Annotated in this window: 23 protein-coding genes and 3 pseudogenes; 18 read left to right on the plus strand and 8 right to left on the minus strand. The window is 57.6% G+C overall.

The window, feature by feature from the left end; genetic code table 11:
* Positions 1-89: 89 nt before the first annotated feature.
* Positions 90-509, minus strand: coding sequence for a GNAT family N-acetyltransferase (locus RHM59_RS23350; RefSeq protein WP_322165710.1), 420 nt, complete (start codon positions 507-509; stop codon positions 90-92).
* A gap of 424 nt (positions 510-933) precedes the next feature.
* Between RHM59_RS23350 and RHM59_RS23355 the strand changes: the two genes are divergently transcribed.
* The 7 genes and pseudogenes from RHM59_RS23355 (at position 934) to RHM59_RS23385 (ending at position 5,303) form a co-directional block, all read left to right on the plus strand.
* A complete protein-coding gene (locus tag RHM59_RS23355; RefSeq protein WP_322165709.1) occupies positions 934-1,092 on the plus strand; it encodes a hypothetical protein in 159 nt (52 codons plus the stop codon).
* 40 nt (positions 1,093-1,132) lie between these two features.
* Complete coding sequence (locus RHM59_RS23360) at positions 1,133-1,924, plus strand: phosphate/phosphite/phosphonate ABC transporter substrate-binding protein (protein WP_322285514.1); 792 nt, start codon at positions 1,133-1,135, stop codon at positions 1,922-1,924.
* Positions 1,925-1,983: 59 nt separating this feature from the next.
* Positions 1,984-2,280 (plus strand): annotated as a pseudogene (locus RHM59_RS23365) (sigma factor-like helix-turn-helix DNA-binding protein); the annotation flags it as partial.
* A complete protein-coding gene (locus tag RHM59_RS23370) occupies positions 2,277-3,290 on the plus strand; it encodes an ABC transporter substrate-binding protein (protein WP_322185193.1) in 1,014 nt (337 codons plus the stop codon). The pseudogene RHM59_RS23365 and the gene RHM59_RS23370, both read left to right, overlap by 4 nt.
* Before the next feature lie 486 nt (positions 3,291-3,776).
* On the plus strand, positions 3,777-4,334 hold the full coding sequence (locus RHM59_RS23375) for a GNAT family N-acetyltransferase (RefSeq protein ID WP_322285515.1): 558 nt from the start codon (positions 3,777-3,779) through the stop codon (positions 4,332-4,334).
* The gene (locus RHM59_RS23380) at positions 4,331-4,834 is read left to right on the plus strand and encodes a hypothetical protein (RefSeq protein ID WP_322285516.1); all 504 of its coding nucleotides are present in this window, start codon (positions 4,331-4,333) and stop codon (positions 4,832-4,834) included. Before RHM59_RS23375 ends, RHM59_RS23380 begins: the two co-directional genes overlap by 4 nt.
* 31 nt (positions 4,835-4,865) lie before the next feature.
* On the plus strand, positions 4,866-5,303 hold the full coding sequence (locus tag RHM59_RS23385; RefSeq protein ID WP_322165704.1) for a nucleoside deaminase: 438 nt from the start codon (positions 4,866-4,868) through the stop codon (positions 5,301-5,303).
* A gap of 18 nt (positions 5,304-5,321) precedes the next feature.
* On the opposite strand, the gene RHM59_RS23390 is transcribed toward RHM59_RS23385, so the two are convergent.
* A complete protein-coding gene (locus RHM59_RS23390; RefSeq protein WP_416195108.1) occupies positions 5,322-5,972 on the minus strand; it encodes a methyl-accepting chemotaxis protein in 651 nt (216 codons plus the stop codon).
* Between the two features lie 354 nt (positions 5,973-6,326).
* On the opposite strand from RHM59_RS23390, the gene RHM59_RS23395 reads away from it, so the two are divergent.
* Complete coding sequence (locus RHM59_RS23395; RefSeq protein WP_322165703.1) at positions 6,327-7,142, plus strand: alpha/beta hydrolase; 816 nt, start codon at positions 6,327-6,329, stop codon at positions 7,140-7,142.
* On the plus strand, positions 7,135-8,310 hold the full coding sequence (locus RHM59_RS23400; protein WP_322285517.1) for a PAS domain-containing sensor histidine kinase: 1,176 nt from the start codon (positions 7,135-7,137) through the stop codon (positions 8,308-8,310). The genes RHM59_RS23395 and RHM59_RS23400 overlap by 8 nt, the downstream gene beginning before the upstream one ends.
* 7 nt (positions 8,311-8,317) lie before the next feature.
* Here the strand turns inward: RHM59_RS23400 and RHM59_RS23405 are convergent.
* The 3 genes and pseudogenes from RHM59_RS23405 to RHM59_RS23415 all read right to left on the minus strand — a co-directional run.
* Positions 8,318-9,069, minus strand: a pseudogene (locus RHM59_RS23405) (GlxA family transcriptional regulator); the annotation flags it as partial.
* Positions 9,070-9,105: 36 nt separating this feature from the next.
* Entirely contained in the window at positions 9,106-9,723 is a 618-nt protein-coding gene (locus tag RHM59_RS23410) for a LysE family translocator (RefSeq protein WP_322165701.1), read from the minus strand.
* 52 nt (positions 9,724-9,775) lie between these two features.
* The gene (locus RHM59_RS23415; protein WP_322165700.1) at positions 9,776-10,612 is read right to left on the minus strand and encodes an AraC family transcriptional regulator; all 837 of its coding nucleotides are present in this window, start codon (positions 10,610-10,612) and stop codon (positions 9,776-9,778) included.
* 433 nt (positions 10,613-11,045) lie between these two features.
* Between RHM59_RS23415 and RHM59_RS23420 the strand changes: the two genes are divergently transcribed.
* Positions 11,046-11,309, plus strand: coding sequence for a hypothetical protein (locus RHM59_RS23420; RefSeq protein ID WP_322286749.1), 264 nt, complete (start codon positions 11,046-11,048; stop codon positions 11,307-11,309).
* A 433-nt stretch (positions 11,310-11,742) separates the two neighbouring features.
* On the opposite strand, the gene RHM59_RS23425 is transcribed toward RHM59_RS23420, so the two are convergent.
* Positions 11,743-12,378 carry a LysE family translocator gene (locus tag RHM59_RS23425; protein WP_322165699.1) on the minus strand — a complete coding sequence of 212 codons (636 nt, stop codon included), beginning with the start codon at positions 12,376-12,378 and terminating at the stop codon, positions 11,743-11,745.
* Positions 12,379-12,521: 143 nt separating this feature from the next.
* Between RHM59_RS23425 and RHM59_RS23430 the strand changes: the two genes are divergently transcribed.
* Positions 12,522-13,397: an NAD(P)-dependent oxidoreductase gene (locus RHM59_RS23430; RefSeq protein ID WP_322285518.1), complete on the plus strand. Its 876-nt coding sequence runs from the start codon at positions 12,522-12,524 to the stop codon at positions 13,395-13,397.
* Positions 13,398-13,462: 65 nt separating this feature from the next.
* On the opposite strand, the gene RHM59_RS23435 is transcribed toward RHM59_RS23430, so the two are convergent.
* Both RHM59_RS23435 and RHM59_RS23440 read right to left on the minus strand, forming a co-directional pair.
* On the minus strand, positions 13,463-15,631 hold the full coding sequence (locus RHM59_RS23435) for a methyl-accepting chemotaxis protein (RefSeq protein WP_322165698.1): 2,169 nt from the start codon (positions 15,629-15,631) through the stop codon (positions 13,463-13,465).
* A gap of 203 nt (positions 15,632-15,834) precedes the next feature.
* Positions 15,835-17,049: a low temperature requirement protein A gene (locus RHM59_RS23440; protein WP_322185208.1), complete on the minus strand. Its 1,215-nt coding sequence runs from the start codon at positions 17,047-17,049 to the stop codon at positions 15,835-15,837.
* 197 nt (positions 17,050-17,246) lie between these two features.
* On the opposite strand from RHM59_RS23440, the gene RHM59_RS23445 reads away from it, so the two are divergent.
* The 7 genes and pseudogenes from RHM59_RS23445 (at position 17,247) to RHM59_RS23475 (ending at position 23,738) form a co-directional block, all read left to right on the plus strand.
* On the plus strand, positions 17,247-18,563 hold the full coding sequence (locus tag RHM59_RS23445) for an MFS transporter (protein WP_322165696.1): 1,317 nt from the start codon (positions 17,247-17,249) through the stop codon (positions 18,561-18,563).
* A 58-nt stretch (positions 18,564-18,621) separates the two neighbouring features.
* Positions 18,622-19,875 carry an RNA polymerase sigma factor gene (locus tag RHM59_RS23450; protein WP_322285519.1) on the plus strand — a complete coding sequence of 418 codons (1,254 nt, stop codon included), beginning with the start codon at positions 18,622-18,624 and terminating at the stop codon, positions 19,873-19,875.
* Between the two features lie 178 nt (positions 19,876-20,053).
* Positions 20,054-20,413 (plus strand): YciI family protein, encoded by a 360-nt coding sequence (locus RHM59_RS23455; protein WP_322285520.1) that lies wholly within the window; start codon positions 20,054-20,056, stop codon positions 20,411-20,413.
* A 56-nt stretch (positions 20,414-20,469) separates the two neighbouring features.
* Entirely contained in the window at positions 20,470-20,940 is a 471-nt protein-coding gene (locus tag RHM59_RS23460) for a VOC family protein (protein WP_322165693.1), read from the plus strand.
* A gap of 500 nt (positions 20,941-21,440) precedes the next feature.
* Positions 21,441-21,667 (plus strand): annotated as a pseudogene (locus RHM59_RS23465) (LuxR C-terminal-related transcriptional regulator); the annotation flags it as partial.
* A gap of 156 nt (positions 21,668-21,823) precedes the next feature.
* A complete protein-coding gene (locus RHM59_RS23470; RefSeq protein ID WP_322286750.1) occupies positions 21,824-22,543 on the plus strand; it encodes an ABC transporter ATP-binding protein in 720 nt (239 codons plus the stop codon).
* On the plus strand, positions 22,530-23,738 hold the full coding sequence (locus tag RHM59_RS23475) for an ABC transporter permease (RefSeq protein WP_322165691.1): 1,209 nt from the start codon (positions 22,530-22,532) through the stop codon (positions 23,736-23,738). The genes RHM59_RS23470 and RHM59_RS23475 overlap by 14 nt, the downstream gene beginning before the upstream one ends.
* Positions 23,739-23,758: the final 20 nt, after the last annotated feature.

Raw genomic sequence — 23,758 nt, forward strand, 5'->3', positions numbered from 1 at the left:
TGGCCCGATTCAGGCCCAGTGGCCGAAAGGCTACCACGCAGGTTTAGCCACGCGACCACACTTTTTTATCAGCGAACATACCCTTGGTTCTATAGCGGGCCGCTGGGCTTGCTCATGGCGATCAGTGATTTGGTTCTGCTGTAGCGTTGGAAGCGGTCGGCCAAAGCCTCGGGCAGTGTGGACACGACGTGAAATCCGCCACGCTGATAGAAACTGAGCAGGTCAGGATGACAAAACAACCAGACCGGTCCCACGGCTTGCGCCACCGCTTCTTGAATCAAGTCACTGGCAATGTTCTGCCCGCGCAGCAGCGGCGCGACGAACAGTCCGGTTAGCCAATGCCCGTTAGCGACGGCGGTCAGGCACAGCGCACCGACGATCTCGGACTGTTTCGCCACCCACAGCTGTGCGTCGCTGGTCGGGCGCATCGGTGATTTATGTTCCCGATAGAATTTGCTCAGCAAGGGTCTGGACGGTTCGGGTAGCACGCAGAAGTGGGTGACAGGCATAAGACTCAATAGCGCGACGGCGGCAAATTGAAAGAAAGCGCAGCCGCAATGGCCGCTTGGCGTGCGCTGCATCATAACGCGCGGTATTGGGTGTCGGTGCGCTGTGCGATTAGGTGTATAACTGAGCGCAGATCCCCCAACATCGGAGTAAACATCATGGCCAAAGGTATGGATTCAAAGAAAGCCGACAAGAAAAAACCGGCGAAAACCCTCGTAGAAAAGCGCGCTGACAAGAAGGCCAAGAAAGACAGCTGACATCAATGTTCAGCCATTGATTTAGCAGTGCGGAGCCTCTCAGGCTCCGCTTCTGTTTGTGCCGTCCTAAGTTCATAACCCATCGGTCTACATGATTTCGTTGCGCCATTGCACAACAGGATTGAAGTCAGCCCTTTGACTGATCCGGCCATGACGCAGGAAGCACTTAATGCCCCACTTGGTTATTGCCAGTGGGGACCGGCGTTGGCTGGATAAAAACCTGCCCGGACGCTTACTGCTGGGCGCGCCGCTGGCCTTGATCGCGCTCGACCGTGTAGCGTTTCAGACTTGCGTCGGGGCGATGCTCAAGCATGACGGATGTGGCTGACCCATCCCCAGGCCTGACATTCCTTCATACGGACCTGAGCATGACCCACGGCTTTGCAGCGTTATTGATGTACACCGCGCCGGACCGACTGCGCGAGGCCAACGAAGCCTGGCTGACGCGCACCTTGCAACGGCTCGGCATCACTCGGGACGAGGCTGACCATCCGACGTTGATGCCGTTGTGGTTGTCGTCAAACTTGTTGTTGACCCAGACCTGCGGCTACCCGCTGATGACCTCGTTGCGCGGCAAAGTGCGATTGATTGGGCGCCCGGATTACCGGCTTGCGCACAGTGCGAATGGCGGTCATTGCAGCCTGTTGCTAGTCAGTGACGACGACTCGCGTACCGAACTAGAACAGTTTCGCGGCAGTCATGGGTTGATCAATAACGAGGATTCCAATTCAGGCATGAACCTGCTGCGCCATCGCCTGGCGCCGCTCCAACGTGATGGACGTTTCTTTTCGGCAGTTTCGCTGACCGGCGGCCACCGGGAAAGCCTGCGCTGGCTGCGTGAAAAGCGCGGAGACTTGGCGGCCATCGACAGCGTGACGTATGACTACTTGGCCCGGGATGCCAGTGCCGAACTGAACGGCCTGCGGATTCTTGCCCGCAGCGCAATCAGCCCGACGTTGCCTTACATCGGTGCCGTTTCGCTGAGTGCGGCCGACGCCGAACGGATTCGTGATGCAATGAACCTTGCCCTGCAAGACCTGCCTGAGGTTGCCGCAACATTGGCAATTCACTCAGTGTTGCCCACCACCGAAGAGGATTATCAGCTGCTGCTTGGGTACCAGCGTGAAGCGCAAGTGTTGGGGTTTGCGGTGTTGAACTGACTATGCTTCGCCAACACGCTGGCTCCTTCAGAGGATGCGCATTCTGTAGAAGCCAGCGATACCAACTTTGGCGATGGCGGGACCTGGAACGCGATTATTTCAATGCATTACCGGACCTTGAACCTCACAGTCATTCCCCTGAAAATCGCGCGCAAACGATTGAAGCCCTGCAAGCCGTCGACGTCGTGCTCTACCGTCTACCAAGCAAGGTCAAAGCGACTTTTCTGTTGTCACAGATCAATGGCCTGACCTACCCGCAGATCGCTGTTGAATTAGGCATTTGCCAACGTTCTGTCAGCGACCATATGAGCAAAGCGCTTACCCGCTGCCTTCCAATGACCAAGAGACGACCATGACTTCGATAAAGCACCTACTGGGCAGCACGGTATTGGCGTTGGGAATCCTTTCGCAACCAGTGCTCGCCGCTGAAAAAACCGCCCCTATTCACTTCGGTGACATCACCTGGGAAAGCGGCAGCCTGATCACTGAAATTCTGCGCACCATCGTCGAGACGGGTTACGGCTATCCCACCGACACCTTGCCGGGCAGCACGGTTAGCCTTGAAGCGGCGTTGGCCAAGGATGACGTTCAGGTCATCGGGGAAGAATGGGCCGGGCGCAGTCCGGCGTGGATCAAGGCGCAATCCGAAGGGAAGGTCTTTGGCCTCGGCGATACCGTCAAAGGCGCAACGGAAGGCTGGTGGGTGCCGGAGTACGTGATCAAGGGCGACCCTGAACGCGGGATCAAAGCGGTCGCGCCAGACCTGAAATCCGTGGCCGACCTGCCGAAGTACAAGGACGTCTTCCGCGACCCGGAATCACCCAAGCAAGGCCGTTTTCTCAACAGCCCCACCGGCTGGACCTCGGAGATCGTCAATACCCAGAAGCTGAAGGCCTATGGGCTGACTGACAGCTACGTTAACTTCCGTACCGGCTCTGGCGCGGCGTTGGACGCCGAAGTCAGCTCGTCGATCCGTCGTGGCAAACCGGTGCTGTTCTACTACTGGTCGCCGACGCCACTGCTCGGTCGTTTCAAACTGGTAAAACTCGAAGAGCCGCCGTTTGATGCTGAGGCCTGGAAAACCCTGTCCGATGCCAATAACCCCAATCCCAAAGGCTCACGCTCCCTGGACGCGCATTTGGCCATCGGCGTTTCTGCACCGTTCCACGCCAAGTACCCAGACCTCGTCGCGTTCTTTGAAAAAGTCGATCTGCCGATCGATCTGCTCAACAAAACCCTGGGCCAGATGAGCGAAAAACGCTTGGAACCGCATGCCGTTGCACAGTCATTCCTGCGCGACCACCCGGAAGTCTGGACCGCATGGGTCCCGGCTGACGTTGCGACGAAGGTGAAAAGCAGTTTGTAAAACCGAAAAACTACTTTTCTATGGGCGACCAATCCTCCGTAGGAGCCAACTTGTTGGCGAAGGTCCTTCGAACTGATCGCAGCCTTCAGCAGTTTCTACAGAAACCTGTGGGACCGAATTCATTCATGCCCTGAGGTGGTCCGTCAACGCGGCTGTCGGAGCCGCAGATACTGTGGGAGTAGGCTTGCCTGCGAAGAGGCCCGCCATCGCGCCGCTGATGTGGACCTGAACCTGGGTCGCTTGCAATGACGCTTTCGTTGCAAGCCAGCTCCCACAGAGACTTTTGGCAGACACTGAATAGTAGGCACTGAACATCTGATCGCAGCCTTCGGCAGCTCCTACAGCATTTGTGCACCACCTGAATCTGTGGGACCGAATTCATTCGGAAGGCTCCAGTTCTAACACTCCGCCGCGTTTAGCCATCGAAGCTCGCATGTGTCCAGCTGTTATGCGTAAATCCCCCCATGCTTGTGGAGCGAGGCGCAGATGGGCAGGACAGGGTTTCAACTACACACCGAGAGACTGCTAATCCGCGAATTGAAAATCGAGGACGTGCCGGCGCTTGCGGCGATTTTGGGTGATGCGCAGGTCATGCGGCATTCAGTCGGTGGTGTGATGACCGAAAAGGAAACCCGGGAATTCGTCGCCGGTTGCGTGTTTTCCTACCAAGCCAATGACTTCGGGCCATGGGCCGTTATCGATAAAGCGACCACGACCTTTATCGGATTTTGCGGACTGAACGCCGAGCCAGTAGAGGGCGCCGAAGAAGTGGAAATAGGTTATCGCCTGAGCCGCGAATTTTGGGGCAAAGGTTTGGCCACCGAGGCCGCAATGGCCACCCGAGATTATGCCTTCGCAACCTTGGGCATCGATTCGTTGATCGCCATTGTCGAACCTGAAAATATCGCTTCGGTGAATGTCATCGAGAAGCTAGGCTTTAACACGTTCATCCACAGCCAATACCATCGACGCGGCGTGAAGATCTACCGCATGACCCAGCACCGCTGGGCTGAACGAGTTGCCAAGGTCGGGGAGTCAAAATGACAGGGGCGCGTAAAGTCGCGATAGTGGGCGTCTTTAATCTGATGCTCATGCTGTTGGCGGTGTTGCTGCTGGACATGCCGCGTAGCGCGCTGGCTGCTGAAAGCAATGACAACGCCCTGGCGTTCGTTCAGCAGCGTCATTTGGGTGACAGCCTAGCCTGGCTAGGTTTTCAAGTTGCTTCACGCACGAACACCTTCGCCGATATTGTGCAGAAAGTAGGCAAGGTCCGAGGGCAAAGCCTGATTCAAAGCGAGCTGCAACGTTTGCAGCCCACCTACCAAGAGCAATGGAACCGTAACTTGGCAGCGGCCTATGCCGAATCGTTTAGCGCCAGTGAGATGCGTACCTTGAACGAGGGCGACGTGCCTAAAGAATTGGCGACCAAGTTTCAGGCGAAACAGAAAGATGTCGGGATGAGCATGAAAGCAAAATCGGCAGAGTTGCTCAAAACCTTCGTCGCCCAAGTACTGCTAAACGCACAGACCCAACTGACCCAATAACCCCTTCATCTTCCAGCGTCAGGAGATTTCTATGGACCCATTCATGCAGGCGGCCCTCGAGGAGGCTCAATTAGGGCTGGCCGAAGGCGGTATTCCCATTGGTTCGGTCATTGTGCACAACGGCCAGATTATTGGCCGGGGGCATAACCGGCGGGTGCAAGAGGGCAGCGCGATCAAACACGGCGAAATGGATGCGTTGGAAAACGCGGGTCGTCAGTCGGCGCAAACCTACAAAGAGTCGGTGCTGTACACCACGCTGTCGCCTTGTGCGATGTGCAGCGGTGCCATCCTTCTGTACGGGATTCCGAAGATCGTGGTGGGTGAAAATCAAACGTTCATGGGCGAAGAGGAACTGCTGCGCTCAAGGGGGGTGCACGTCGACGTGGTGCAGAATCACACCTGCGTCGAGCTGATGCGCGAGTTTATCGCCAACAAACCGCAGCTATGGAACGAAGATATCGGCGAATAGGCACTGTCTTCTTGTTCGTCAGTTTAGCTGCAAGGTTGAGTTGAACTGGCTGATGGCGTCCACGACGTGGCGCGAGCCTTGTTGAATCTCCAGAATCACCTGGCCAGCCTCGTTGGCCAGCCCAACGCCTACCTCGGTTCTGCTCAGGCTGGATTGCATGCTGGCTACAGCGCTGCGGGCCAGCTCATTGTTCTGTCGCACGACGTCGACAATCTCCAGTGTGGCCTTACTGGTCCGTGCGGCGAGGCTGCGAACTTCGTCGGCCACCACGGCGAAGCCTCGGCCATGTTCCCCGGCGCGGGCCGCCTCGATGGCCGCATTCAGCGCCAGCAAGTTGGTCTGATCGGCGATTCCACGAATGGTTTGCACGATGCTGCCGATGATCTCGGATTGCTTGTTCACCGCGTCCAGGCTGCGCGCGGCTTCATTAAGATCGTTTGATATTTCCTCAATGACCTGCACCGTCTGCTGCACCACTGCCGAGCCTTTCTGTGCGCTGGCATCAGTTCGCACCGAGGTGTCGTGAGCAGTTTTTGCGGCAGATTGTTGCACGGTGACTTGGTGGGTAATATCACTGGCAAACTTGATGACTTTGTATAGCCGACCCTTGGCACCGAACAACGGGTTATATGAAGCTTCCAGAAATAACCTCCGGCGCAGGTGGATCACATCACAGACAAACAAAACCCGGATGCAAGGGCTTGCATGACCACTCGTACGAATAGTTAAAAGCAATCTAAGATGTCATTTGAATGCTGTCGGCCAAAGGCTGTAAAACGTCTGTTGCGCGGCCGCAACAGCATCACTTTTCGGTGCTTCGGACCAATCGCGCGCTTCTATAAAATCGTCATTCATGTCCGCCATCGCCGGGCTCATTCTGTTGGTTTGGTGCAGCGTTGGATTGCACGATCAAAGGCGCTTATCACCCGCCAAAGGGCCCAAAAACAATGCTAACCTCGCTCGCTAAATGGCACTTCCCCAGTACAGAGGAGTCAAGTGCAGGACGATTTTTTGGAGGCGAGCATGTCCGTACTGCAACGCAATAATGTGCAGGTCATCGGGGAAGGCTCTATTACCCTGGTTTTTGCCCATGGTTTTGGCTGTGACCAGCATATGTGGCGTTTTATGGCACCGATTTTTGCGGCCCGGTTCAAGGTCGTGCTGTTCGATCTGGTGGGCAGCGGCTCGTCAGAGATAGCGGCGTATTCCCACGACAAATACAACTCGTTGGAGGGTTACGCGAGTGACCTGCTGGAAATCATTGATGAAGTGAGCGTCGGCCCGGTTATTTATGTCGGGCATTCGGTCAGCGCGATGATTGGCGTTTTGGCCGACCTGCGGTCGCCGGGACGCTTCATCGGACACGTGATGATCGGCCCGTCGCCGTGCTACATCAATGATGGCGATTACAACGGCGGTTTTACTCGCGCTGACATCGACTCCTTGCTCGACACTCTGGAAAGCAATTACCTCGGCTGGTCCAGCACCATGGCCCCGGCCATCATGGGCGCGCCCGAGCAACCTGAACTGGGTGTGGAACTGGCTAACAGCTTTTGCCGCACCGACCCGGACATCGCCAAACAATTCGCCCGCGTCACCTTCACCACCGACAACCGTAAAGAGGTTGCTCAATTGACCACCTCAACGCTGATTCTTCAGTGCAGCGATGATTTTATTGCGCCGCTACTGGTCGGTGAGTACCTGCAACACACTCTGCCCAATAGCACGTTGCGACTGATTGAGAACGTCGGCCATTGCCCGCATTTGAGTGCGCCCAGCGCGTGCATTGATGCGATGAACGAATTCCTGTTGCCTTTCGAAGCTCGTGGCCATGTCTGACAAGTTCGGGCCGCTGCCTGACAGCGATTCGTTGTGGGATACAGCGGCCTGCGGGTTGCTGCTGACGACGACGGCGGGTTCGATCGTCCGAGTGAATACGACGTTTTGCGGCTGGGTAGGTTTTAGCCAGGACGAATTGCTCGGGCGACGGTTTCAAGAGCTGTTGAGCATGGGCGGGCGGATTTTTCACCAAACCCATTGGGCGCCGCTGTTGCAAATGCAGGGCTCGGTGGCCGAGGTCAAACTGGACCTGGTTCATAAAAGCGGCCACTCGATTCCCATGATGCTCAATGCGCTGCGCCGGCAACATCTCGAAGGGATCTTTCACGAGCTGGCGATATTTGTGGCAGAAGACCGCAACCGGTACGAGCGCGAATTGCTCGCTGCGCGCAAGCTGGCCGAAGAGCGCTTGCTGCAACAGCTTGAGGCGCAGCAGGCGCTTTCGGTGGCGCAAAATCGCCTGCGGCTGGCGCATGCCGACGCGGAGATTCGCGCGACCTTTGCCGAGCAGATGGTGGGGATTGTCAGTCACGACCTGCGCAATCCGCTGACCGCGATAAAAATGGCCGCCGGCTTACTGGAGTGCAATGAAGGCGACGAAAAACGCATACGCCTTCTCGGCCATATCAACCAATCTGCCGACCGTGCACAACGCTTGATTGCTGACCTGTTGGACTTCACCCAAGCACGGGTTGGGCGCGGGATTGTGGTCAAACCGCAGGTCATCGACCTGCACGCCGTGGTTGCCAGTTGCGTAGAGGAACTAGCGATCGCCTTTCCTCAGCGCGTGTTGAGCCATCAGCACGACGGCCAAGGGCCCTGTGTCGCTGACGGTGATCGCTTGTATCAAGCCATTGGCAATCTGGTGGCCAATGCCATGACCTATGGCGACACTGATGGGATTGTTGCGATTACCTCTACCGTAGAAACCGATCGATTGCTTATTACCGTGCATAACCGGGGGGCGCCGATCCCGCCGCGCCTGCTCGGCAATTTGTTTGAACCGATGATTCGCGGCACTAATGGCGGCGACGACGTGCGCAGCGTGGGTCTCGGATTGTTCATCGTTCGTGAGATTGCCCGTGCCCACCAGGGCGATGTCCGCGTGGTCTCAACCCTGGAAGCGGGCACGACCTTTACGATCAACCTCCCGCAAGCGCCCGCTTGAGTGGGTGTTACAGACCCTGAATACGCTGGACTGTTCTGGGTGGATGGCCGAATGCACGAATGAAGGCCCGGCGCATGCGTTCCGGGTCGCCGAATCCGCTGTCTTGAGCGACCACATCAATGGCATGCCGACCGCCTTCGATCATCAGTCGCGCCGACTCAACCCGCAGGCGCTCAATGGCCTTGGCCGGCGATTGCCCAGTCTCGGCTAGAAACACCCGGCTGAAATGCCGCGGACTCAGGTGCGCGGCGCCGGCCAATTCCTCCACCGATAATTCTGATTTCAAGTTCTGCTTGGCATAAACCAATGCCGTCTGAATGCGATCGGACTTGGGTTCCAGATCGAGCATGACCGAGAACTTTGATTGCCCGCCCGCCCGGCGATGGTAAACCACCAGGTTTCTCGCGATGGCGCGGGCCGTCTGGGCACCCAAATCGCTCTCCACCATGGCCAAGGCCAGATCAACCCCGGCGCTCGCGCCCGCCGAGGTCCAGATCGGACCGTCAACGATGAAAATACGGTCCTCTTCCATTTTTACGTTCGGGTAGGCCTGTTGCAGCGCCCGCGCATGAAACCAATGCCTGGTGGCGCGGCGTCCGTCGAGCAAACCGGCTTCGGCTAAAACGAATGCCCCGGTACACACCGCGCTCATGCGGCGGGTGTGCGGGCCCGCCTCGCGCAGGTAGTCGATCACCCGTGCTGAACCGGTGCCGCAACGTTGTCGCCCAGTACGATCAGCGTGTCGAAGCGCTTTTCGTCCAAGAACAGTGAGGCTGTTCAACTGATTCCGGCCCTTCACACCCACAGCGTCAACCAGGTCGAGGCAAGCAACAGCAGGGCCATGGCCTGGTTGAAACGCTGCATGCTGCGGGCGGATGTGCAGAGTTTCGCGGCGCTGGCGCCTAGATAGGCCCACGCGCTCATGCAGGGCATGGAAATCAGGAAAAACGCCAGCGACAGGTCGATCACTCGTGTCGTTCGATCCGCGTCGGTGCCGGCGAATACGCTGACCACCGCCAGCGCCATCATCCAGGTTTTGGGGTTGATCAACTGTAAGCTGGCGCCGCCGAACATGCCCAAGCTCGGGCCTTTTGGCTGGCTGGAGTGGGCCGCGCCTTGAGATTCAACGGCGGCTGCCGGGCTGCTGAAAATCTGCCATGCCAGGTACGTCAACCACCCGATACCTGTCCAGGACAGAGCGGTTTGCACGCCATGATAGCGTCCCAACACGTCACCCAGTCCCATGCCCACGAGCAGCACGATCATGGCCGCGCCGGCGCAAGCGCCAAACACAATGGGCAAAACGGCGAGCATGCCGTATCGCGAGCTGGTGGTCAGTACCAGAATGTTGGTAGGGCCGGGGGTGATGGACGCGACGAAGGCAAACAGCATAAAAGGCAAAAAGGGGTTCATGGGGCGCTCGGTAATGATTGATCGTGGTGCGATCATTACCGTCCTTGACGCCTCAGTCTGGAAGATTTGAGCAGCGTTTTCGGTAGTCGGCCGGGGTCATGCGGTAGGCCCGCTGAAACCAGCGGCCAAGGTGGCTTTGATCCGCAAACCCGAGGGCGGCGGCGACCTCCACCGGTGATTGACCGGCTGCCAGCAACCGCCGAGCCTTGGCTAGACGTAGCTGGATCAGGTACGCGTGAGGCGCCAATCCGAACGCCGCTTTAAACGCTCGGGTCAGGCGAAAGCGGTCTACGCCGGACACCCGAGCCAAGTCGTCCAGACCGATGTCTTGATCCATGTGGCTGTGGAGGTATTCCCGCGTTTTGTGGGCGACCAGCGGCATACGCGGGTCGGGGGACAGTTGCGAGCGCCAGCGCAAATGGCTGGTCAGGCTGGCGATCAAGGTATCGAGTGCGGTCTGGCGCACGATGCGCATTTCATGGCTGTGCAGGCTTTGGAACGCATTGGCGGTGGCGATGGCCAGGCGCGGATCGTCCGCCAACGTGGCGGCAAAGCTCACTTGGCTGTGTTCAGGCGTGTCTTCGAACAGCGAGCGCAACTCGCGGTCCAGCCATTGTGGGTCCAGGTACAAGGTTCGGTAGGTGAAACCTTCCGGTGCGGGGGCATCGCCGTCGTGTACTTCCCCAGGCTCCAGCAAAAACACCCGGCCCGGCGTACTCAAATGCCGCTGCCGTCGGCAGTTGAATTGCTGAACGCCTTGTTCTGTGACGCCTACCAGATAACTGTCATGCCAATGAGGATCGTAGGCATGCCCCTCAAAATGAGCGCGAATAGTCTCGATCCCTGACTCTGCGTCCTGCTTCAAATCGATCCAGTTACGCGGCGTCATGGCGCTAACTCCTTCTTCGAAATGCCCCGTTCTTGTAGGAGCCAACGGTCTACTCGTTTGGGGGTGCCTGCACCACCGTAGCGCGTAGCCGGATAGCGTGTCTGGAACATTTGTGCACTTACCGACAAAGAGTGCCTCAACAACGACGCAGGTGTTTCAAATAAATAAAAGTCGCGGCTAGAATTCATCACGGGTGGCGCACCACTTGAGCAGGGGGCGCGCCGCATTGAAAATCTCTTTCAGCGCCGGCGCTGCCTGCTCGGTTTGATCACTCATGGAATCGGTCATTCTCGACGTTGATGGTGTGGGTGCCGCAACTTCGCGCGGCAATTGTTATCAAACCCCTGTCGTTACCCTTTCGAACAGCAGGTAGGTGATGAAGATTAAGCGATGTACCGCAACGTTGATGCTGAGCGCGGTATTAGGAATCGGCATGGTGGGTTTGGCTCATGCCGGTGCCAATGCCCCGACCGTCACGGACAACCGCAACAACAATCCGTATAACAGCCCGATTCGCCGCGCCAACCCTAATAGCCGACAGGGCACCGAGTCGAGTATTCCGTCGAGCCGTGTCAGTCCGCAGACCAATCCTCGACCGCCGACCCTTGAAAATGGAGGCATCGGCAACGGCGCTCAACCGCGTCAGCCACCTTCCGAGGCGCCTTCGAGCCCCCCAAGCAGAGCCCTGAATAGATAGACGGCTCCGAAGCCGGGACAGCTCTGGGGTTTCATTAACACGGTTGATAGCCAGCAGCCGCAGACACTGTGGGAGTAGGCTTGCCTGCGAAGACGCCCATGATCGCGCCGCTGATGTCGACCTGAAACCTGGGGGTCGCTTGCAATAACGCGTTCGTTGGCAAGCCTCCCACGGAGACTTTTGGCAGACACAGAATAGTAGGCACTGAAATCTGATCGTAGCTTTCGGCAGCGCCAAAATCCGTGGGACCGAATTCATTCGGGAAGGCTTCGGTCCTGACACGCTGCAATCTCAAAATCTCTTATCGAGAAAACCATAACCCATTGAAATATAGATATTTAAACGGTAGGAGCGCGCTTGCCCGCGATGGATCGCGAAGCGGTCCCGGAGTCGCTGATTTACGACTGCTGCGCAGCCGATCGCGAGCCCGCTCCTACAGTTTTTTCAGTAAACCGGGCACTGAATGCACCAGCGCGTTAATCGCGAAGCCGATGAACATTATCCCGCAGACACGAGTAATGGCTACTTCATGACGTACGTACACCGCTCGCACATGCCGGGCACCGACGATGGCGACGACGATGGCGTACGCTGCAATGCCGCCGATGAAACTGAGCAGAATCATCGCCGGCAGCATTGACCAATTCAGCAGCTCGGCGCGGCTGGAAATCAACGCGGTAAAAGTTGCCACTGCAACTGGATAGGCCTTTGGGTTGGTTAGGCCAAATGTCACGCCATGCCAAAAGGGCTGACGCGCAACGCTCTGGGGTTGATCGTTATGACTGCGTTTGGCACTCAAGGCGCGCAGGCCTAGCCAGAACAGGTAAAGTCCACTGAGCACCCCAAGTACATCGAACGCGGTACTGCCGATGACCCTGGCACCGACAATTGCGACCAGAGCGGTGCTGCACCAGACCACGTCGCCCAGCAAGTGCCCGCTAAGAAAGGCCGCCCCGGCGCGTCGTCCTTGCGCGGCGCCAATACCGAACACCGCTAATACGCCGGGACCTGGGGTGATGCCATAAATAAAGCCGGAGGCCAGTACCGCTAACAGCAGGGAAGGGGTCATGCCGATATTCCTTGAAAGGTCGCCGGGGAGTCTAATCCACACGGCACGGTCATACCCCTGTAGTCGCGGATTAATCGCGATTTACCGGATGCAGTGGATACACCCTTCTAGAACCATCATTTTTTCAACCGGAGAGCAGACGCATGAAAATCGGATTTGTCGGACTCGGCAACATGGGCCAGGCCATGGCCAGCAACCTGTTGAAAGGCGGTCACGAATTGTGGGTGTGGAACCGTTCGCCCGCACCGGTACAAAAGCTGGTTGAACTAGGCGCCCATGCGGCAGCCGACGCGCAACAAGCGTTTGAGGCGGACATCGTGTTCAGCATGCTCGCAGACGACCAAGCCTTGCGCGCGGTGCTGCTGGATTCAGGCCTGCTGAAAAGCCTCAAGGCGCCGTTGATTCACGTCAACATGGCCACCATCGCCGTGGCGTTTGCCGAAGAGCTGGCCACTTTGCACCAGGCCCAAGGCGTGGCCTACATCGCCGCGCCGGTGATGGGTCGTCCCGATGTGGCCGCCAGCGCCAACCTGAATATTTTGGCGGCGGGTCCCGCGTCGGCCATCGAGCAGGTCCAACCGCTGTTCGATCTTATCGGGCGCAAAACCTGGCCCCTCGGTGAAAAAGCCGCCAGCGCGAATGTGATGAAACTCGCGGTCAATTTCATGCTGGCCTCGGCCATCGAGTCCATGGGGGAAGCGGCGGTGTTGGTGGGGGCGTACGGCATCGAGTCGGCAAAAATGATCGAGCTGATCTCCAGCAGCATTTTTCCCGGCCCGGTCTATCAGGGCTACGGCGCATTGATCGCTGAACGTCGTTACGAACCTGCTGCGTTCAAAGCGTCGTTGGGCCTTAAAGATGTCGGTCTGGCGTTGGCGGCGGCAGAGCGGGTTTCGGTTGCACTGCCCATGGCCGAGTTGGTCCACGAAAGCCTGCTGGATGCCCAGGCGCACGACGAAGGCCACATGGACCTTGCCGTGTTGGGGCAGGTTGCCGAGCGTCGTGCTAAACGCAATTGATCAGGTGTCCAAAGGCGCGCCGGCTTTTAGGCGCGCCTTGCAAACCACTAACTATTAACCACGAACTACAACGAGGCCGCAGACTTTCCTCGGCCATTGCTGACCTCGAACTGTCCCACCAGTTTTTGCAGTTTGTTTGCGTTGAGGCGCACGATTTCCGCGCTGTTCTGTAGTACCACGACGGTTTCGCGCATTTCCCCCGAGGCCAAGTCGACCCGTTTTATCGTCTTGCCATAATCCAGGCTGCGGTCGCTGAGCTGCTGGATGATGTTAATCATGCTCTCTACTTCTTGATGCAATTGAGCATCTTGCGAAGAGGCTTCCTGGGTGGCGCGTAAGTGGTTGTCGACGTCCTGTACGCCGCTTTCCATAAACGCTACCGCTTGCTGGGTTTCGCTTTGCAGGCCCTCGACCATGTGTTTGATGTCGTCGGCAGCGCTGGCGGTACGGATTGCCAAGCTGCGCACTTCGTCGGCCACCACCGCAAAACCACGGCCATGCTCACCGGCCCGTGCGGCTTCGATGGCGGCGTTGAGCGCCAGCAAGTTGGTTTGATTGGTGATGTTGGTGATCAACCCGATGATGTTGCCGATTTGCGCCATCCGATTGTCAAGCGACTGCACGCTGGACGCTGAACGCTCCACCACGTCGCGGATCGATTGGGTGCCGACACGGACTGCCTCGAACTGCTCGCGGGCGTGTCGAACAACCTCGTCCATGGCCCTTTTCATTTGCTCGGCGGTCAACGACGCTTGGTTGATTTCGCCCAGCTGACCCTCAACGATCAGCATCATGCGGTTCACTGCATCGGCCACTTCGCTGGAGGTGAAACCGGCCTCCTGGCTGCTGCCGAGCATCAGTTCGTTGGTTTTACCCATGCTCTGAGAGGCGTGGATCACTTGGCCCACTACCGCGTCCAGGTGATCAATAAAACTGTTGATCCAACGGCCCATGTCACCGGTTTCGTCATTGGCCATTTTGCCCGTATCCAACCGCTGGCGCAGGTTGCCTTCGCCTTCGGCAATGGTCCGAATCACGTCGGTCATTTCGCTCAACCGGACCGCCAGGCGTTTAGGCCCAAGCGATGAGAACAGCAGGGCCGTCAGCGCCATGCTCAGGACTTGAATAATATCGATCGGTAATTGGTTCAGGCCGCTGTAATGCTGGACCAGGTAATTACAGGCGAACAAACCGCCCATGGTTGCCAGATAAGGCTTCATCAAGCCGTAGCTCAATGACCGGCGCCGGTAGACTTCCTCCAGGTCGGCCTCACACATCATGCCCCACTGGTCCAGTGAGCCGGGCATCTGAAAGGTCACGCCTTTGCCAATCACTGGAATGTGCCGGTAATCGGCATATCCGGGATAGGTGACAAACAGGTTGGAACCGGCGCGAATCGTCTCACGCACCCCAGGGTGCAGTTGTTGAGTTGCCGGATCGATGAAACGCAGTTCAAGTTCAGTATGACGCTGGATCTTCACCGACCCCCAGGCGGTGTTCACGCCGGACTTGAGGTTTTCGCCGTGGGTGAAGGCGTTGTCCTCGAAGCGCGAGCGGGACAGCGCGATACCCGGTTGCACACTGCGATCAAAGGTGGCTTTGACCATAAACAGGTAATTGTCGCCTGACTCCGGGTAAATATGCCCTGCTTCGCGCTGGATCAAATCCCCCAATACATCGTTCGGCACGCGTGCGCACAAACAGCCTACGGCCTTGCCGTTGAGCAGCAGCGGTTGATAGAACATCAAGGTGACTTCGTCATGGAACCGCGACGACGAGGCACCGATTTTCAACGTCAGCGGATCGATGTAGGGGCCATGCAGGAACGGTTTTTTTAGCCCTTCAGCCAATGCGAGTCCGTTTAAATCTTTGCTTTTGCAGTGCGCCGGGTACGTCGAGGCAATGACTTCGCCATGGATATCGACGACGAACAGCTCGGACAAGTCAGACGCCTGATTAAGCTTCTCCTTGAGCATCGCGCTGTCTATTCGGCTCAGATCACCCCCAATGTTGTTGCTCAACTCACCCAGGTGGTCCCAGTACTCCTGCGCCCAGTGCTGGAGCAATTTCATCCGGGTTTGAGCAATGGACTCGAACGTGCTTTCTATCACCGGATAGAGCGCTCTGTTCAAGCGGCACGAACGAAGCATGGCCAGTTTTCCGGTGTTACCAAACCAGGGTAACCATCGCTTTTCGGTGGAAGAAAGCTGCATAGATTCACTGCGTAATGTCATGCCGTACTCCTTAAAACAGCGGCATTGGGGATTCCCCACCTACGCAAGAAATGCGCCAGATTGTGGCATTCATACTCAGAAGGCTTCTGCGATATGGCTTACAAGTGATAAATCTGTCGCATATGAGGAAATAGATGTCGCCATTGATGCCCCGTAAACGCGCGCTTCCTGATATCCGCGTACCTGATATCGGGCGCTGTGGATTATTTAGGGAGTTCCTGACCCAATGCATGGGTGGTGTTTTCCTGCGCCACTTTTCGCAATGCCACGCTTTCCCACGTCGCCACGATGAGCAAAATACCGGTGGTCAGCGAGCCCAGTGCCAGCGCTGATAACCACTGGGCGAATGCAAACGGCGCAAGGACTACCAGCAGCAATAAGCCGATCAAATGCGACAGCGGAAGGATGATTCGCGAGGCGGTGACCATCTTGAACAGCGCCGTACCCAGCAGGTAAAGCGCCGGCCCGGCAAGGATGGCGCTGATGCCGGGGCCGGTGGCGTGGTCGGTGTGCATCAGCACCAATTCATCGGCCACCGCGCTGGCGATGATTCCGGCAATGATTAACGCGTGCAGGTAGGTGTACGCCACACGCGCTTCGCGGCCGGGGTCCTCGGAGTTAGCGATGCGATGGAGGGCGCGCTCAGCGCCGCTGTCGAAATACACCCACCACATGGCGACACTGCCGAGCACCGCGACCAGAAACGCGATCACCGTACTCAGTGTCAGCTCCAGTTGACCAAAGGTAGCACCCGTGACCAGCAGCGACTCACCCAACGCAATGATCACGAACAATGCGCAGCGTTCGGCCATGTGATTGCCTTCGATGTTCCAGTCATCCAGGCTCGAACGCCCCAGCCCAGGCACCCAGAAATAGACCGAGGGTGAAATCAGCTCGATCACCAACGCCACCCCCCAGAGTCCGATGCGCAGGCCATCGTCGAGCAGGCCTCCGCCAATCCAGAACACCCCGGCGCACAGCAGCCACACCAATATCCGTTGAAAATTGCGGGTCATGTTCAGCGGTTCATGACGCACTGCCCAGATCGCGAAGGAGGTTCGCCCCACCTGCATAGCGACGTAGGCGAAGGCAAACATCGGTCCGCGATCAGTAAATGCATTGGGTATCGACACCGACAACAGCAACCCGGCCAACATCAAGGCGAACAGCGCCAGGCGCACGGGGATGCGTTCCGGGTCGAGCCAGTTGGTGATCCACGAGGTAAAAATCCACACCCACCACACCGCCAGAAGCAGCATCGTCACCTGCAGCGCGCCTTGCACTGTGAGGTTGGCGAGCAGCGAGTGGGACAGTTGGGTGACGGCAAAAACAAATACCAGATCGAAAAACAATTCAATCATGCCGACCTTGCCACTGTCGTGACTGCCACGGCTACGCAGTAGAGATGAAGGACTCATGTAGGGCGGCTCGGAGGTCGGTGGGCTGATGTGCAACTTCAAGCAGTCAGCTTAGGGTGTAACCAGCAGACTCGCCTGCGCAGCTGTTGGTTCAGCCGTTGCTTGCTCGGCGCCGGGTGCGCTTTGCTATGCTTGGCGTCTGCGTCCGGGCGATCACTGCCCCGTGACAGGTTCAAGCACCTCGTTTCGGATTTTTCATGACTGCCATTCAGCAACCTCGCACCCAGTCGCTGTCCAGGGCTGACTACAAAACCCTGGGCCTGGCGGCGCTGGGCGGCGCGTTGGAAATCTATGACTTCATCATTTTTGTGTTCTTCGCACTCACCCTGAGCCAGCTGTTTTTTCCCCCAGAAATGCCACAGTGGCTGCGCCTGCTGCAAAGTTTCGGAATCTTCGTCACCGGTTATCTGGCGCGACCATTGGGCGGCATCCTGATGGCGCACTTCGCTGATCGGTTGGGCCGTAAGCGGGTATTCAGCTTGAGCATTCTGTTGATGGCGTTGCCATGCCTGCTGATTGGGCTCATGCCGACCTACGCCCAAATCGGCTACTGGGCGCCGCTGATTTTGCTGGCGTTTCGCATCCTGCAAGGGGCTGCAGTGGGTGGCGAAGTGCCGAGCGCCTGGGTATTCGTGGCTGAACACGCACCGGCCGGCCATCGCGGGTATGCGCTGGGGGTGCTGCAAGCGGGCTTGACCTTCGGGTACCTATTGGGCGCGTTGGTGGCGACCTGGCTGGCGCGGGTTTACAGCCCGGCGGACATCCTCGATTTTGCGTGGCGGATTCCGTTCTTGTTGGGCGGCGTATTTGGGGTGGTTGGCGTCTGGTTGCGCCGTTGGTTGAGCGAGACCCCGGTGTTCATGGCGTTGCAGGCCCAGCGTGAAGCGTTGGGAGAATTCCCCTTGCGCGCGGTGCTGCGCGACCACCGACAAGCGCTGTTGCCGGCGGTTTTGCTGACCTGCGTGCTCACCTCGGCGGTGGTGGTGTTGGTGGTAATTACTCCCACTGTGATGCAACAACGTTTTGGCATGACGGCCAGCCACACCTTTGCGTTAAGTGCCGTGGGCATCGTGTTCCTCAACATCGGTTGTGTGCTGGCCGGTTGGGTGGTGGACCGGCTGGGCGCCTGGCGCGGCGTTATCGTCTACAGCCTGTTGCTGCCGTTGGGCGTTGGCGTGTTGTATGCCAGCCTGATAGGTGACTGGCTTTCCCCAGGCCTGGCCTATGCCATCGCGGGTTTGGCTTGCGGCATCGTCGGCGTAGTGCCCTCCGTGATGGTCGGGCTGTTCCCGGCGCAAATCCGGGTCTCGGGTATTTCATTCACTTACAACATCGCCTATGCGTTGTGGGCCAGCACCACACCGTTGATGTTGATTGCACTGATGCCGTGGAGCCCTTGGGTGTGTGTCGGCTACTGCGCGGTCATGGGCGCTGTCGGTTTAGCCACCGCTGCTTTTTTTGGCCTGCGTCGCGCCATGGAGGTTGATGGCGTGGTCGCCCGGTCGGCTCGCTAAACGAAGGGCTGGGTTACGGCGCTATGCTTGTTGCTCGAACAAGGTACGAGGTGACGGCATGAGTAATAAAAACGGCCTGTCAGTTCATCATGAAGTCGAAACGATTTATCGGCTGGAATCACGCCGGGTATTCGCTACGCTGATCCGCTTGTTGGGCGATTTCGAACTGGCCGAAGAGGCGTTGCAGGACGCGTTTATTGCCGCCGTCGAAAAATGGCCGCAGGCCGGAATACCTGAACGCCCTCGGGCCTGGTTGATTTCAGTCGGGCGCTTCAAAGCCATCGACAGCCTGCGACGTCGAGCGCGCTTCAATGCCTCGCTGACAGAATTGGCCATTCTGCTGGAGGACCGGATGCAGAACGATCTGGCTGATCAGGAGAGTATCAGCGACGACCGGCTGCGTTTGATCTTCATCTGTTGTCACCCGGCGTTGACCGCCGATGCCCAAGTGGCCTTGACCTTGCGCGAGGTCTGCGGCCTCTCCACGGAAGACATTGCCCGGGCGTTTTTGATCACGCCGTCCACCGTGGCGCAGCGCATCGTGCGCGCCAAGGGCAAGATTCGCGACGCCCATATTCCCTACGAAGTGCCGTCTCTCGCCCAATTGCCTGAGCGCCTGGATACGGTCTTGCGCGTGGTGTATCTGGTGTTCAACGAAGGCTATTTCGCAACCGCCGGAGAGGCATTAACGCGCAGTGACTTGTCCAGCGAAGCCCTGCGTCTGGGGCGTTTATTGGCCGATTTGCTACCCGAAGCCGAAGTCGTGGGGTTATTGGCGTTAATGTTGTTGATCGAGTCGCGGCGCCCGGCACGTTTATCCAGCAGCGGTGAACCGGTGTTGCTCGATCAACAGGATCGCAGCCTGTGGGACCGTCAGATGATCAGCGAAGGCGAAGCGTTGGTCGAACATGCGCTGCGCTCGGGCCGCTTTGGCGCCTACAGCGTGCAAGCCGCCATTGCCGCCGTCCATGCCCAAGCGGTTAGCGCCGCCGAGACGGATTGGCTACAAATTGTCGGCCTTTATGACGTGCTGGCTCGTCTGGCAGGCTCTCCCGTGGTGGCGCTTAATCGAGCGGTAGCAATGGCGATGCTTCACGGGCCGGGTGTCGGGTTGAAACTGGTCGAAGAGCTGTTAGGCGCCGCAGATCTGCAGAATTACCCCTTGGCGTGGTCGGCGAAGGCGGATTTATGTCGACGCCTGGGCCGCGTCCAAGAAGCCCGTGCGGCCTACCTCCAAGCCCTCGAACTGTCGCAACAGCGCGTGGACCGGCAATTCCTCGAACGCTGCCTGCGTGAATTGGATGCTGAGTAAGGCAGACGACATCCAAAAGCCGATCAAAACCTCTGTAAGAGCGCGCTTGCCCGCGATGCTCTTACACGCTCACCACCGGTCAGAATCTTAAATACCGCCTCAAGTGCAGTCGATTTCTGGCAGTTTGAAACGACTATTCCCGTAGGCAAAACATTGAACACCTTCGATGGAGGTCGTCATGAAGTACCTGTGCTTGATCTACGGCACCGAACACACCCTGCACGCCCATCCGGACAGTCCTCGGGACGACGAGTGCTTGGCGTATGCGCAGTCAGTGGAAAAAAGCGGGCGGATGTTGGCCGCTGAACCTTTGGAGTCGGTGGAAACCGCTACCACGGTGCGGATGCGCAACGGCAAGGTGTCAATCACCGACGGCCCGTTCGCAGAGACCAAAGAGCAACTGGCGGGTTTCTACCTGGTTGAGGCCCGTGATTTGAACGATGCCTTGCAGATCGCGGCGAATATCCCGGCTGCAAGGGTCGGCAGCGTTGAAATCAGGCCTGTGCGCACGCTGAACCTGCAACAACAGGCGGGCTAGCACGGCGAGGCGTTCAGCGGGTCGCCCGTCATTAGCGTCACACAAGGAGAATACTTATGAGCGTCAAGGCAATACCGGAGGGTTTTCATAGCCTGACCGTGTACATGGGCGTCAAAGACGCTGCCAAGGCCATCGAGTTCTACAAAAAAGCGTTTGGCGCCGTCGAGAATTTTCGTCTCAGCGGCCCGGACGGCAGGGTGGGCCACGCCGAACTACAGATTGGCGACTCCAGACTCATGCTCTGCGATCCCTGCGACCAAGGCGGGTTCAGCAGCGCCGACCCGAACGGTGTCACTTCGTTTGGCATGCACTTATATGTAACGGACGTGGATGCGCAATTCAAACGGGCCATCGACGCGGGGGCAAAGGTGTCGAGGGAAGTTCAGGACCAATTCTACGGTGACCGCTCCGGCACTCTGAGAGATCCGTTCGGTCATTTGTGGTTCATCGCGACCCACAAGGAAGATCTAACGCCCGAAGAAATAGGCAAGCGCGCTGAAGTCGCCTTCAAGCAAGCGCAGCCCTGACACACCCCAAAGCAGTTCGCAGGTTTGTTGACCCAATAGTCTCGACAGCCTGCGGGTCTGCTCCTGACGCTATACGTGTTTTTTATTGTCGTATTATTTGTAACGGATGATTGTAATTCTCATTCGCCAAAGTTATTGTGCCGCCTGTCTATACAACTAGTGGTGAAAGGCCGTTTCCCTGTGCTGTGCAATAGGTTGTCCATAAAAGACGGGGTAGGGTGGGTTGTTCCGTGGGCTTCTTCGCGAATGCCTACAAAGTTAAGCTGTTTTCATTGTAGGAAGTTTCTTTAGCGAAAGGCGTGTTCGTCTGACATAAATCTCCTGTCGCAGCGGTGTGCGCTCACGTATTCAACCGCGTTGACGACCCATGAATATTTTCTTAATAAATTCGCCTAAATAAAATGAGGTGGTTGCCGACTTACTGTTTGAGCGCTGAATAGACAGCATGTAAGAAAATTCCTACACGGAAGTAGGCCGTCGATAATAATAAGGTTAAATCTATGCGGGTAACACGGAGAGAACGCGATGTTCTGGCACTTTTGTTGTGCGGAAAAACAAACAAGCAGATCGCTGAAGCCCTCAGTATCAGCGACTATACGGCCCGCGACCATGTGTCGTCGCTGCTAAAGAAGAATGGCGTTAAAACCCGCGCCGCACTCATGGCGCAACACATGCTCAAAAAGAAATCGCGTTGAGGTTAATACCCCCTACATCTGTAGGATTGTGCCAGAAGTCGCGTTGGTCATATTATCGATATGTCATGTTATTCAGTGCCATGAAAGGCTCGGTTTTGATGGGCGTTCCTCGATTGTAAGTTCAATTGTTTATCGTTAACTTTTAGCAAGCGGGCAGGCGTGTGTTGATGAGTTCGCAGAGTGCGGCAATGCAGAATTTCGCTCGAAAAGAGGCACCTGAGTTACTGTCGCTACTTGGCGTAAGTCACTGTTATCGGCGGGGGAAGAACGTTATTCCTATATTAATTGACGTGAATCTTGTTATAAGGCGCGGGCACACGTGTGCCCTTGTGGGTGCGTCTGGATCCGGTAAAAGTACACTGCTTAATATGCTGGGACTGCTCGAAAAACCCACGGGCGGCGCGTTGACCTTCAAAGGGCACAGCGTCCAGAACGCCGATGCCGATCAATTGGCCCATCTGCGAAATCGCGAGATCGGCTTTGTGTTCCAGTCTTTCAATTTGCTGCCCCGGCTCAGCGTCGTCGATAACGTCGCGTTGCCGTTGAGCTATCGCGGTGTGTCACGTCGTCAAGCCCGACGATTGGCGCTGGAGCAATTGGCCTTGGTCGGTCTTGCTGATCGAGCGCACTGCAAACCCGCAGACCTGTCGGGGGGGCAGCGTCAGCGAGTTGCAATTGCCCGCGCGTTGGTGGGGCGTCCAGCATTGGTGCTGGCCGATGAGCCCACTGGCAATCTGGACAGCCAAACCGCGAAAGACATCATGGCCTTGCTGCTGGGGCTCAATCGCGAGCACGGGGTGACGCTGGTGATGGTGACCCACGATGTCGAGCTGGCCAAACAGTTCGACCGAAGGATTCAAGTGATCGACGGCGAGCTGCACGAGGAGGGTGCCCATGGTCAACCTTGAAGCGCGGCCCTCGGCCTGCCGGTTACAGGCATTCGCCGAGTCGATCGACAGTTTGCGCGCCCTCGGGCGTCGGTCGTTGTTAGCTTTGCTGGGGATTGTTGTGGGCAGCGCTTCGGTTATCGCGTTGCTTAACATCGGCCGCAATGCCGCCGAAGACGCCCTGCGCACCTTCAAGGACATGGGCACCGACACGCTGGTCGTCAGCTTCCCTTTCTCTGCGCAAAAGAAGCCCCCACTGCCGCTGACCCTCGATACCCAGCGGATTCGTCGAGAGCTGGCCGGCATTTCCCAAGTAGCACCGATCACCCAGTACTCGGTGAGCATCAAGCGCGACGGGGCGCATTCCGATGCGAGCCTGGTCGGGACCAGCGCTGGGTTGGCTGAAATTCTGGGGTTGGAGTTGCAGGTTGGGCGTTTCATTTCAGCCTTCGATCAACGCGGCACGTTTGTCGTGGTGGGGGCTCGGATTGCCGAAGATTTGCGTGTCCATGGCAAACCCTTACAGCTCGGAGACGCGCTGCAAATTGATCATTACCTGTATCAAGTCATCGGCATTGCGCGCAGCCAAACCGCCAATCCACTGATGCCCGTCATGCCCGACGAATCGATTTTCATCCCCATCGAAGGCATGCCGCGCATCAGGCCCTCTGCCGAGATAGGTAACGTCGCGGCCAAGATCAAGCCGGACATCGATTTAGACACAACGGCCCAGTCGCTAAAAATCCTGTTGAGCGCGCAGCTCGATGGCCGTGAGGTGGACGTGCAGGTTGCGCAACAACTGTTGGAAGGGCTTCGGCGCCAGGCCGACACTTTCGCCTGGTTGCTGGCGGGGCTGGGGAGTATCTCGTTGTTGGTGGGCGGGGTCGGGGTCATGAATGTGATGCTGATGAACGTTACCGAGCGGCGGCGCGAGATCGGCGTGCGCATGGCGTTGGGGGCCCGACCACGGGATATCCGCACGCTGTTCCTGCTTGAAGCAACCACGCTTTCAGTTGTCGGTGCAGTGCTCGGTGCTGTGCTGGGCGTGATGGCGGCCTACGTTTTTACCCTGTTTTCAGGCTGGCAATTCAGCCTTTCGCTGTTGTCGTTGCCACTTGGCATCGGCAGCTCTCTTTGTACTGGTTTGTTTTTTGGTCTGTACCCGGCGATTTCAGCGTCCCGGTTGTCGCCGGTCGTAGCGCTGCGGGATGAATAATCGAAACACAAGACCAGGAC

The sequence above is a fragment of the Pseudomonas sp. MH10 genome, assembly GCF_034353045.1.
In the GTDB taxonomy this organism is placed as follows: Bacteria; Pseudomonadota; Gammaproteobacteria; order Pseudomonadales; family Pseudomonadaceae; genus Aquipseudomonas.